General features: G+C 50.9%; 6 protein-coding genes. 1 reads left to right on the top strand and 5 read right to left on the bottom strand.

Annotation, left to right across the window (positions count from 1 at the left end):
- Positions 1-11 precede the first annotated feature (11 nt).
- From F1593_RS01590 to F1593_RS01570, 5 genes are all read right to left on the bottom strand, one after another.
- On the bottom strand, positions 12-860 hold the full coding sequence (locus tag F1593_RS01590) for a TRM11 family SAM-dependent methyltransferase (RefSeq protein ID WP_172631781.1): 849 nt from the start codon (positions 858-860) through the stop codon (positions 12-14).
- A 413-nt stretch (positions 861-1,273) separates the two neighbouring features.
- Positions 1,274-2,689: a zinc ribbon domain-containing protein gene (locus tag F1593_RS01585; RefSeq protein WP_149399653.1), complete on the bottom strand. Its 1,416-nt coding sequence runs from the start codon at positions 2,687-2,689 to the stop codon at positions 1,274-1,276.
- 121 nt (positions 2,690-2,810) lie between these two features.
- Positions 2,811-3,683, bottom strand: a complete 873-nt coding sequence (locus tag F1593_RS01580) for a hypothetical protein (protein ID WP_149399651.1) — start codon at positions 3,681-3,683, stop codon at positions 2,811-2,813.
- A gap of 82 nt (positions 3,684-3,765) precedes the next feature.
- On the bottom strand, positions 3,766-5,739 hold the full coding sequence (locus tag F1593_RS01575; RefSeq protein ID WP_149399649.1) for a cyclic nucleotide-binding domain-containing protein: 1,974 nt from the start codon (positions 5,737-5,739) through the stop codon (positions 3,766-3,768).
- A 111-nt stretch (positions 5,740-5,850) separates the two neighbouring features.
- Positions 5,851-8,322, bottom strand: a complete 2,472-nt coding sequence (locus F1593_RS01570; protein ID WP_149399647.1) for an FAD-dependent oxidoreductase — start codon at positions 8,320-8,322, stop codon at positions 5,851-5,853.
- 548 nt (positions 8,323-8,870) lie between these two features.
- On the opposite strand from F1593_RS01570, the gene F1593_RS01565 reads away from it, so the two are divergent.
- Positions 8,871-12,368: a DNA polymerase III subunit alpha gene (locus F1593_RS01565; protein ID WP_149399645.1), complete on the top strand. Its 3,498-nt coding sequence runs from the start codon at positions 8,871-8,873 to the stop codon at positions 12,366-12,368.
- The last annotated feature ends 37 nt before the right edge of the window (positions 12,369-12,405 follow it).

The following is a 12,405-nucleotide window of genomic DNA, read 5'->3' as shown; positions in this document are numbered from 1 at the left end:
GAAAATGTAATTCACACCACAAATTGCTTCGGCTTTTGTAAAACCACAATATATTGATGCGCGATATTAGGAATATAAGCAAAAGGATAGCCATAAGGGCGCAAACGCGTACCAGATTGATACCAGATGATCTCACCTTTCGGCACAAAGCCATGTAGTTTTGCGCGACGCGCCAGATCAACATGGGTAAACATATATTCACCATGCTGATAGGCATTTCTAACAATCACGACCATATACTTCTGCGGCTTGAGCAGAGTATAGCAAGCGGCGAAGACACGTTCCATGGCATCGAGATAAGCTTCATAGCTGGCGAGATTGGCTAAATCGGCGGCATCCTCCGAGCGCATATCATAGTCACTACGCCGATTGGCATAGAGCTCAGCATAGCGTGGATTGACCATGGTTTTGGCAAGATGGATGTTGTAGGGTGGATCGGTGGCGATAAAATCAAAGGAGTGCGGGGCGAGCGTCTGCATGATCTGCAAGCAATCTCCATGCAGGAGAGTCTGGGGTTGAAGGATATCCTGATTCTCAGCCAGGATTTGCTGATAAATAGCTACCCATTTCTGATTGATCTCAATGCCTAATGCCTGGCGTGGTTTCTTACAGATAGATGCGCCAATTAAAGTGCCACCAACACCCGCGAAAGGATCTAACACAACGCCATCGGGCTTGGTGAAAAACTCGATCAGTTGACACATCAATTGAGGTGGCTTATTGGCACCATGGGCTTTGCGCAATTTGTGTCCATACTCTGAGGGATACGAGGTCGTGATAATACTTTTTGTAAAATAGAGCCACTCAGCACCCGTCAATTCGTTGAGGGTGTTGCGTATCGAAATATCATCGTGCTCCACAATGCCACTCCCCTTTAAGGGCTAAGCTCACACATCAGAGGCAAATAGCCCTGGATTTCCCTATATTCGTCTCATTTTCCACAAATTATGACACCAAAAGCACGCATTTTAGCGTACACTATTGATAGGAGGTATTACTAAAATGTTGGGTGTCCCCATGCCTGACATTTCCCCCTAGTAATGCCTCCTCGTTACTCGCATCCATAGCCATTCATGCTATATATACGTATTTTTTATACGTTGTTGGACCACATTTCGGGGCAATTTCTATTCCATTCAGGAAAGCTCTCATATCTTCCATGGTCTTCACATACAAAGTGTTTGATTCCCATGGTCTTCGCCATCCTGGTGCATGAGTTTTCGCGCCTGCGCGCCTGCCAGCAAGTGAGCAACAAGATCTTGATGGTGATGGGTTAAGCTCCAGGGGTGCTGAGAAACATGGTTGCCATGGATTGTCCATAGAGATAAGCCTGCATAACGCCCGCTTCGTTTTTCTGGGGCGCGATGTTGCCATCATGATTGGCATCAAAACCGTTCAGAGCATGATCAGCCAAACTGGTGATGTCATGTATTTTGGCTGGATCATCAGGATTTTTTAATAAGCTTTGTGCGTCCTGATCGAGGATGCTATACCAACCCTGGAGATTGTCACTGGCGAGGATGACTTGCTGCGCGTAGTGCCTGATGGTATCAGTAGCATCAGCCTGGGTCGCAGCCAGGGATGCATGCACCCCTACCATGTGTACATAGCCATTGTTCATAGTGCCGAGCAGGCCGTAATCAGGCGCGATCTGGGTGATCTGTCGGGCATTGCAGGTCCTGGCATTGGGAGTATCAGTGGTCGGCAATTTGCCATCGATAATGGTGATGAGGTTGCGCGCAATACACTGGATATTCGTTTTGTTGTGTGTGATGCCCAATAATTGGGATTGCTGGTAGAAGACTGCGGCCTGCGACTGCAAACCATCCAGCAGACCAATGTAATGGGGAGTGTCTGGATAACTAACCAGCAGGTGGCGAATATGCACCAGTGCGAGCGGTGGAAGGGTGGCGCTTAATACGACATGACCAGTGGGCAGGGTTGTGTGCGTGGTTTCAAGCGAAACCTCAATACGATTGCCGAGCTTCAGAATATTGCCATTTGGATCGGTAAAATTAAGCGTGTATCCTTCACCCGTTTGTATCAGCGGTCCCAGGGATTGGATACGCGTTTCATCCTGCAAATCCAGCATCCAGGCTTCGTAGTGCGCGTTGCCAGCAGGGATATGCAGGCCATTGATATGAATTGCCAGGCTGTCAGTTTTCAGGATCGCGGCATCACTACCAGAGAATGAAATCCTGCCGCTTATCCCTTGCGGCAGGGCTGTGCTGTCTTTAACGGGCATCATCCTGGAAATCAGGTTCTTATTCTGCCAGAGCGCCAGGACGCCTGCGGCAATACCAATTCCCAACAATACCAGAATAATCGCTACTGAAACGAGATTGCGTCCAGTGCTAGAATGCGACGTTCTTTTGGAGAAACGTGCACGCGGAGGATGCGAGGAATGAGATGAAAGATCGTGCTCCGGTGTGGAAGATGAGGCGCTTATGGCACGCAGTGGGGCAGGTGTCAAAGGAAAGACTGCGACTGGCAAATGCGGCATAGGAGACATTTGATGGTTTTCCGCGCTCACAGTGCTATTTCCCGCTTCATTTGAACGCTGGATCGTTCGCGTGTCATCTGAGACTCCCAGGTCACGCAAATGAAGTGGGGGCAAAGGTGAGCCACAATGACCACAAAAGACAGAATCCGCCTCAACAGGCGCTTGACAACTTGGGCAGAGCATCATACGTTTCCTTTATCTGGCATCGATACACATGCGCATCGCTGCTGTCAGTTTAACACAAGCCAGCGGAAACATGCAGTACCTTACCTGTTTACTTCCCCATGAATTCCTATGGTCGCTGGCATTAAAAATGCAATACGTTGGTAAGCAATTCCATGATCCCATGATAGCTGATAACAAGCAGTGAGAGGCAGGCGAGCGTGACATGGACAACACGCCAGTTACGAATCAGGTGGCGTGCACGCCGCTGGCGATGCAGGGAGCGTGAGAGGAGTATATGATCCTGCAAGGAAGACTGCACACTCTGCCAATCTGCCCTTTCAGATTCAACCATCTGCTCTGGCTCAGCAAAGGACGCTCCATGTCCTTTCACAGTCTGCATACAGATGCGCTTAAAATCATCGGATTTACCGGCACAGTAGCGCTCAATGGTATATTCAAGCTCGCGCAGGCGCTCCTCGACCGCACGCTCGATCCCTACACCATTGGAACTGGCCTCGCGGGCAATCACTCTGGTTTGCCAGAAATCAAACAAACGACCGATAATGCCGCTCACGACCAGGAAAATAAGCGCGAAGAGGGCGCTGGTAGCCCAATAGGTATCGGTCAGGCAAGCGAGATTCTGGCAAAAATCATTGGTGATACGACCATAATTGTCATGCAGGAGTGCGATCAAAATGGTAATCATACCAAACCATATATGCATCCACAACCAATCCTGGACCTTACCAGGCAACTGGCGCACAAAACGTCGTCGCAATGAATATCCCGCGGTTGTCAGCACCAGCACAAAGGCGATGATCCCAAAGAGGCGTAAAGGATCTGTCAAAGGCCCGGGATAAGCCTGAACGCGCAGGGCATAATAATACCAGATCAGTAGTGCGACATAGAGCAAGGCACTGCCACCTAACCAGAACCAGCGTGCTGGCGAAGTGGGAACGCGCCAGAGGCGTCGCAGACCGCGTGGCTGTTGCGATTGTTTCGACGTCAACGACATAAGATGCTCCTTCAATGTCTGTTTTGCCTGTAACATCTATCCTGGAAGGGATGCAGGCAGAATGAATAGTCCTGTAGCAAACTTAGCGCGTACGACTGCGCAAAATGTCTTCGGTGGAACCAAAGAAGCTCCCTGGATTGGTACGAAATGCTGCTCCGGTGGGACAGGCCTGGACGCAGGCTTGATTGCCATAACCCGCACAGAGATCACACTTGATGGCAATCTTTTTGCGCATCTCGCTGAGCGCATCCGCTTGATCCAATTGTAACGGTCCAGAGGCCAGCACACTTTGAGCCATGGGCAACGCACGTCGACCGCGCTCCTTGCCTGCGCCCTTACTGAAGAAGCGGCTAAAGCGCTGCCAGGTCTGAGGTGCTACCGCTTCATCCGCTTCTTCTCCCAGCGGAACGATTGAGATATTATCATAGGGACAGCGCTCGGCGCAGATGCCACAACCGATACAACTCTCGGTGATATAGACTTCGCCGCTCGGCTTACGGCCAATTCCGGCCCGGCTACAGAGCAGGCAGACAGGATCCTGGCACTGGCGGCAGGCCGTCACAATGCTAATATTCCCAACGACCATCCCCTCACGGTTCATACGGGAATGTCCGTGGCGGCGCTCGCATGCATCCTCGCACTCATTGCAATGGATACATTTGTCCAGATCAATCACCAGAACTTCGGTCCCTTCAACCACCCCATCATCCACCAGGGCATGCAGGCCAGCGCGTGCCTCGGCTTCCGATACCAGATTGGCAACAGATGTTTGCAGCGCAGCGGGATCAAATGGTTCAAAGACGGCGCTATTAGCGGCGACCTTCGCCTCCTGATAGAGGTGTACTCGCTCCTGCAGACGCTCTTTGAATGCGGGATAGCGCAACAGCAGAGATTTGAGTTGGGCGCGCGAGAACTCGGCCACGATAACTCGTGTGATCGCGGTCACTGTCACGGCGCGTCGATCACCAAGCATATCCAGACCGCCCGCAAAATAATCGCCACGCTGGCGATAGGCGATAATCCGTTCAGGTGGCTGGGGACGGCCCGTCTTACGAGCCACCTTCACAAAGCCATCCAACAAGAGATGAAACGACTCGCGCTCAGGCTGATTCTGCTGATCCTCGCTAAAAAGTTGTGCGGAACGATCAAAACGCTTGAGCGCAGCCTGCCCGGCCAGTTGCTGAAGTTCCTCCTGTGGCAGATCCTGAAAAAGATCCAGCCGCGACAAAATCGTAACCACGGCCCGTGCATTGCCAGATTGTTCAAACAAATCCTGCACAGCGGGAACAATTTCAATCAAGCGTTGCATTACCTGTTCCGGCACCACCAGCACCGTGGCAATACGCTGGACCCGTGCAGTAATATTGCGGGCCTGACCGGTCAGCATGCCTTGTTCGCCAACATACTCGCCACGGCGCAGGATCGCCATAGGCATATCAGCGGCATCGGTTCCCTGAGAAAAGACTTCGCAGAGACCATCGAGCAGAAAAAAGATCTCGCGACCAAATTCACCCTCGCGCATCAATTCAGTACCCGGCGTCAGGATGCGCAATTGCGATGTCGCGATAAAGTGGAGCAAATAATTATCCGGGACCAACTGGCGATCCTGGAATAATGGTTGCTCACGCAGGGCCTGCAACAGTAACTCTACGGTCCAGCCCTCAGGCAAATCTCCCCACACATGGGCGAGATCCACCTGCCCATCCCAGGGAATGCCCAGGCGCTGCTTTAAAGACAACATCAGCAGGTCGCGATGATTATCGACGGGACAGACAGAGACACAGGAACCGCACATCACACACTCGTCGGTAAAACGCACCACATGTGACGCCACCTCAGAAGAAACGGTCGCGTGATTTAACTCGGCGATAGATACCTGGGACGATAGGGGCACGGGACAGGCACGCATACAACGATCACAGCCAATACACATATCGATTTCAAAGTGTACCTGTTCCACACTCAAAGGCTGCACAGCAGCGCGATGCGTCATCCCAATGTTCAAGGCATTGGGAACATCAGGAGCAGTCTGGACGTTTATAGAACCTTTTTCCATAGAACCTTTACTACAAAAATCGCTCACAACATCAAAACAGCGCTTTACAGGGACGGTAAACACTCAAGAACAACATATATGCACATGCACATGTAATCCAGGCCAGGTTTATCAGGTATTCATCCCTGACGTGTTCAGTAGCTGGCTGCATCCAGCACAAAAACGCGCGACAGGCATGTTGACAACCCCACAATGGGGACACAGCACAACTTTTACGGGTGCCACGCTAGTCTGGAAGGGATGTTGCGCGGGCACAGTTGGCACTCTGGCCTGTGTATTGACACCGGGACGCGACAACGTTTTAGGCGCAGTGCGCGGCTCACGCGGGGACACAGGAGTATGAGGAAACTTCTTCAATTTGCTAGTCTTCTCTTGTCCCGATTGCAGATCCACAAAAAAGATAATAGTATTACCCAGCAGAATATGATCGCCGTGGGCCAGCCGATACGGTTGATCAATCGGGCTCTGATTGACAGAAATGCCATTGCTGCTACCAACGTCATGGATATAGAAAAAGCTGGAAGAGAGAAAAACTTCCGCATGCTGGCGTGAAACCACCAGATCGTTCAAAGAGATGTCATTGCTGGCATCGCGCCCAATCTTCACAGAGCGCTTATCCTGTAAAAGATAGACCTGGGGATGCTGTTTCTGTTCTCCATGCACGCTCGGCGGTAGAATAATCAAGGCAGGCGTTTTTTTAAGCGCGTTGACAATTGCGGGTGGTAGAGGTTGGGCTGCACTGAGTGGCAACAAAGTATTCACTAACTGCAAGTCAGTTGCTCTAACCGGTACTGACTGCGCGACTGGCTGCGATGCTTGAACAGAGGCAGGCGTTTTTTGCTGCGTAGATACCGCTGATCCAGCAGGTGAAAGATTGCTTAAATTGAGGGTACGCAACAGGAAGCGAAATGTCACCACATTGCCAATACGCAGGGTATCGTTGACGTTCAAGGCATAGAGACGCTCAGCCTCTAAACGTTCACCATTCAAAAACGTACCATTCAAACTACCGAGATCTCGCACCTGATATTTGCCGGAACTATAGCCTACCAATGCATGTCGCCGCGAGACAGAAGCTTCATTCACCATCAGATCAACGCCAGGTTGCCGTCCCACCGTCAGCATCAACTGCCGACTCAGAGGAGCCTCAGCCACCCGTAAAGGCAGATTTGCATCCACGATATGGACGAGAAAAGCTTCTGTTTGCTCAGATGAAACCAGTTCATTTAACATAGGACCCTCTACATCTTGCCCGGCCCCCTTGTTAGCAAGAGCCACGATTGCCGGATTAGCACCAGTATCTCCCTGCTTACGTACACCCAATTGCAAAGGAGGAACATGCAAACCATCCAGATAGGCAATCAGATCAAAATCATCATGCATCAACGAGTTTACCACAGCATCTAGTGGCACTCGATGATCAATCGCCCGCTTAAAGGCCAGCGTATGCTTGCGATCTCCCAGAGCCAGCATCCCAACAGGCACACCATCACGGAGCAGAACCTTGCGATACGAGCGTGGTCGCGGCTCCGCGATCACTTCGCGATAACCCTGTGCATTGGTAATCCCGATAGATGCGAAGGGCAAGCCATAGAGAAAGGTCGCGTTATAAAACGTCTCGGCATGAAACGGCTGCGACACATCCAGAATGCCCAGCATACTATAGGCGGCCGCGCGCGCCTGCTGAATAGCGGGATACCACTGACCAATCACACGCGTCTGGCTGGTACTTTGATTAACGGTCTCCACCACATCACCCGCGGCATAGACATCGGGAGCGCTGGTGCGCATATGAGCATCAACATAGACACCACGGCGGCAGGCGATACTGCTGGACTTCACATAATCAATATTTGGCTCAATACCAATCGCAATCAGCACCAATTCGCAAGCGATCTGCTCGCCGCTATTCGTCTTCACAGCCACCACTGAGCCGCGAGCGCCAATAATCTCAATAATCTCAGTCCCCAGACACACATCCACTCCCGCCCGTAACTCTTCCTGGATCACTAGATCGGAAGCCGTAGCATCCAACACCTCGGACCAGATCAACTTCTTACGGATCAAATGCGTCACATCCAGGCCACGATGGCGCAACGTCTCCACTGTCTCCAGAGCCAGCGTCCCACTGCCACACACTACCACGCGACGCACCCGGGGAAGACGTTCCAGAGCACTGCGATAATCTTCCACACTGCGCAACGTCAACACTCCCCGCAAATCAGAGCCGGGACACGTCAGGCGAGCGGGGCGGGCTCCACTGGCAAGCAATAGTTGTTCATAGCGCACCTGCCCTCCGCTTTGCAAGGAAATCAGATGTTCAGAAGGATAAATGCCCCGCACCCGCTCAGACAGATAATGGATCTGCAATCCCTCATAATACTTCGCGGGGCGGGCCCACAACTTCTCCTCAGCCACACGTCCAGCCAGATAATCCTTAAGAGCAGGACGGAAGTACACAGGATGAGCATCTTCGGAAATCACGCCAATCGTCGCCTCTGGAGCTTCATTGCGCAATGTCTCAGCAGCAGTCACGCCCGCAATGCCATTTCCAACAATCAAAAAGGAAATCTGATCAACCATGAGCAACCTCAGGACTCAGTATCGGGCTACTACCAGGCACACAATTGAGGCAAGGCAGGCGGAATAAATCATGATGATTTATAAAAGGAACACATTTATACCATTCACACAACCACATATGACCCTCCCACTACACAATAATAAACATCCTGATATACCAATAAACACATGTCTCGATATACATGGTGCTACTTACCATACCTGGACTCTTACCCCATCTTACCAGAAAAGAATTGAAGAATGCTCGTGTGACGCTCTATCCTATTACCCATTTCCTAGTGCTGCTTCAAAACCTTAACCTCATACATGAAGAGGTAGGTATCATCAGACTCCCAACTATCTCCCAAAGGGGCTAGGACAAAAACAAGTGTTCCAGAGCAAACGTTGAAATCTCGACCAAATCGAGGCATACTATGAAGAGCTATAACTTCAAATATCTATCACATCGCAGGGCAATTGGTTATCACTGTACAATTCCATTGGTATGCCTATAATTTTTGCTTGTGTGCTTTTTTCGATTACTGAGTCTTTGTACGGAGGATATTTTAATGGGGGCGGATTTCGCGCATTTACATGTTCATACAGAATACTCACTGCTGGACGGCTTTAGTCGCATTAAAAAGCTGGTGAAGCAGACCAAAGAGTCAGGAATGAACCATCTGGCGATTACTGATCACGGCGCAATGTATGGAGCGCTTGAATTTTATAAAGAGTGTCGTAAAGGTGGCGTACACCCGATTATGGGCGTGGAAAGCTATCTCGTCGCCGACCATAAGGATAAGCCTAAGTTTAAGCAAGGCGATAAGCGCTATTATCATTTGTTGTTGCTGGCCGAAAATAATACAGGCTATCGCAATTTGATGAAGTTGATGACGCTGGCGAATACCGAGGGCATGCATGCAAACCGGGCCCGTATCGATAAAGCTCTGTTACAGCAATATGGCGAAGGCATTATCGCCACCTCCTCCTGTCTGGGCGGTGAAATCCCGCAGTTGTTGCTAGAGGGAAAGATCGATGAGGCATATAATACGGCCCGCTGGTTCCGCGAGACGCTGGGCCCCAAGAACTTTTTTTTAGAGATCCAGGATCACAGTGGCTATGCCGAGCAGGCGGGCGTGAATCAGCATCTTTATAAAATGTCTAAAGAGCTGGAATTGCCACTACTGGCAACCAACGATCTCCATTATGTTGCCCATTCCGATGCACATGCCCATGAGATTTTGCTCTGCGTCCAGACCCAGGGAACACTCAGTAATCCTAAACGTTTCAAATTTGAGAGTGATGAATTTTTCTTGCGCAGTCCCGAACAGATGCGCCAGTTATTTCCTGAATTAGAAGATGCCCTGCTCAATACGGTACGTCTGGCGGAACGCTGTGAGGTTGATCCTCTGGCCTATAAGGCCAAGTTGCCCGCCGTCGATGTTCCCCTACAGTACAGCACGCCGGATGAATATTTATATGCGCTCTGTGAGAACGGTATCCGCTATCGCTATGGCGAGATGACCGACCCAATTAAGCGCCAGTTGGATTATGAGCTGAGCATTATTATCCAAAAAGGCTTCGTGCCATACTTCCTCGTGGTGGCCGATTATGTAGGCTGGGCGCGCACGAATGGTATTCGCTGTCTGGCGAGAGGTTCGGCGGCAGGAAGTGTTGTGGCTTACTCGCTGGGTATCACGAATGTCGATCCCTTACGCTATCAATTGCTCTTTGAGCGCTTCCTCAATCCAGAACGCGACGATATGCCCGATATCGATATGGACTTCCCGGATGACCGCCGTGAAGAAGTAATCAACTATCTGAGCAATAAATATGGGCACGAGTGTGTGGCACAGATGGCTACCTTTATGACGATGGCCGCCAAGGGAGCCGTACGCGATGTGGCACGCGTGCTGGAGAAACAGACTCTGGGCGACCGTATCGCACGCATGCTCCCGACTGGTCCAAAGGTAACCTTGCAGGGCTCGCTCGATAGCGTCAAAGAATTGAGCGATCTACGCGATAATGATCCTGAAGTCAAAGAGCTATTGAATCTGGCTCTGGAACTAGAGGGTTCCGTGCGGGGTACCGGCGTACATGCCGCCGGTGTGCTAGTTGCGAATGAAGCGTTGGACAAGTTTGTGCCCCTGCAAATCCGTGAGGGTCGTTACTCTACCCAGTATGAACATTCCCATCTGGAAGAGTTAGGACTGATCAAATATGATATTCTGGGCCTCTCCAACCTGACCATTATAGATAACGCGCTCAAGTTTATCAGGGAGTCGCGCGGCGAGGATATCAATCTGGAAAAGCTGCCGCTTGATCCGGTTGAGGGCCATGAAGAGCAGAATATTAAGCGCCAGAAGGCGTTTGAACTGCTGGCGGATGGTGAGACGACCGGCGTCTTCCAGTTGGAAGGCGCGAAGATGCGCGAGTATATCAAGCAGTTGGGTCCTACTTGCATCGAGGATGTGACGGCGATGGTGGCGCTCTACCGACCGGGTCCAATGGATAGTATTCCAGATTTTGTTGATGCTAAACATGGACGCAAGAAGATTGTCTATCTCGATCCACGCCTGGAGCAATGGCTGGCTGAGTCCTATGGCATTATCGTTTATCAAGACCAGGTGCTACTGATCGCGGTAAATCTGGCGGGCTTCTCGTGGGGTAAGGTTAATAAGTTCCGTAAAGCACTCAGTAAAAAGCATATGGATGAAGTAGAGGGCTATCGCGAGGACTTTATCAAGGGCTGTATCGCCAACAACGTGAAGCCGGAGGTTGCAAAAGAACTCTTTACACAGATTATGCCATTCGGTGGCTATGGTTTCAATAAGGCTCACGCCGCCAGCTATGCCGTGGTAGCCTTCTATACTGCCTATCTCAAGGCCAATTATACTGCAGAGTTTATGGCTGCGACGATGACCGCCGAGGCCGCGGATGCCAATAAGATTGCCAATGCGGTCGCTGAATGTAAGCGCATGAATGTCGAAGTCTTTGGACCAGATGTCAATGCTTCTGAGCGTGGCTTTACGATTGAAAACGACTGCATACGCTTTGGCTTGCTCGTCATCAAGGGTATCGGCGATGGACCAATCAATGAGATTGTCCGGGCACGCAATGAGGGCGGCCCTTTCAAATCTCTGGCGGATTTCTGTACCCGTGTTGATCCACGCGCCGTCGGCAAAGGCGCGATTGAAACCTTGATTAAAGCCGGTGCGTTTGATGCGATTGAGGGTTCCGACAAACGCCATTTAATGCTGGCATCGGTGGAACGAGCGATAAGCTTTGGCAAGAGTGAGCGCGCAGCCAAAGAACGCGGCATGATGAGTCTGTTCGGTGATCTGGAAGAGATTGATAGTGCCCTGAACTTTTCCCTCACAACCAACGCTGCCGAGATCTCCCGCAAGCAATTACTGGCCTGGGAAAAAGAGCTAGTTGGTATCTATCTCTCCAAGCATCCACTATCTTACATCATGGATCTCATCAAAGATAAGGCCAGTCATACCACGGCGGATATCTCCACGGAACACGATAAGCAGAAGGTGTCGATCTGTGGCACGGTGAAAGAGGCACGGAAGATCACTACTAAAAAAGGTGACACGATGTGCATTGTGCAGTTAGAGGATATGTTTGGTACGATCACTGTCACCGTCTTCCCGCGCGCTTATGAGGAAAGCGCGGAACTCTGGGTAGAGGAGAGTGTGGTGATTGTGCGTGGTGAGGTTCAGGTTAGACGTGACGAGCCGGGTATTCTCTGCAATAGTGTCAGTGCGTTCAAGGCGGTCGAAGAGGAGATGAACCGTAAGCAGTATATGGTCTGGGTAAAGCTCCAACTCACCGGAAACGATGAGCTGTCGGTCTCTAACGATATTATGCGCGTCCAGAATATTAAGCGCTGCCTGAGCGAGAAACCGGGCCGCGATCACTTTGAGATTGTCGTAATGAATGGCGAATGGGAAATGCGCTTAACCCCCCAGGATAATACGATCTTCTATAGCGAAGAACTCCGCCACAAACTTGAAGAAGAGTTGGGCGCGGGAATGATCGAAGCCACTGTGCTGGCTTGATCATTCCCGCTCAACCGGGTTGCATTCACCGCCTGCG

Source organism: Dictyobacter arantiisoli (assembly GCF_008326305.1).
Classification (GTDB): Bacteria; Chloroflexota; Ktedonobacteria; order Ktedonobacterales; family Ktedonobacteraceae; genus Dictyobacter; species Dictyobacter arantiisoli.
This window is presented reverse-complemented; position numbering and strand designations above follow the sequence as displayed.

Coding starts and splice junctions, on each gene's coding strand:
- F1593_RS01580 (WP_149399651.1), bottom strand. CDS start 3,683: ATGTCGTTGACGTCGAAACAATCGCAACAGCCACGCGGTCTGCGACGC.
- F1593_RS01575 (WP_149399649.1), bottom strand. CDS start 5,739: ATGGAAAAAGGTTCTATAAACGTCCAGACTGCTCCTGATGTTCCCAAT.
- F1593_RS01570 (WP_149399647.1), bottom strand. CDS start 8,322: ATGGTTGATCAGATTTCCTTTTTGATTGTTGGAAATGGCATTGCGGGC.
- F1593_RS01565 (WP_149399645.1), top strand. CDS start 8,871: ATGGGGGCGGATTTCGCGCATTTACATGTTCATACAGAATACTCACTG.
- F1593_RS01585 (WP_149399653.1), bottom strand. CDS start 2,689: ATGATGCTCTGCCCAAGTTGTCAAGCGCCTGTTGAGGCGGATTCTGTC.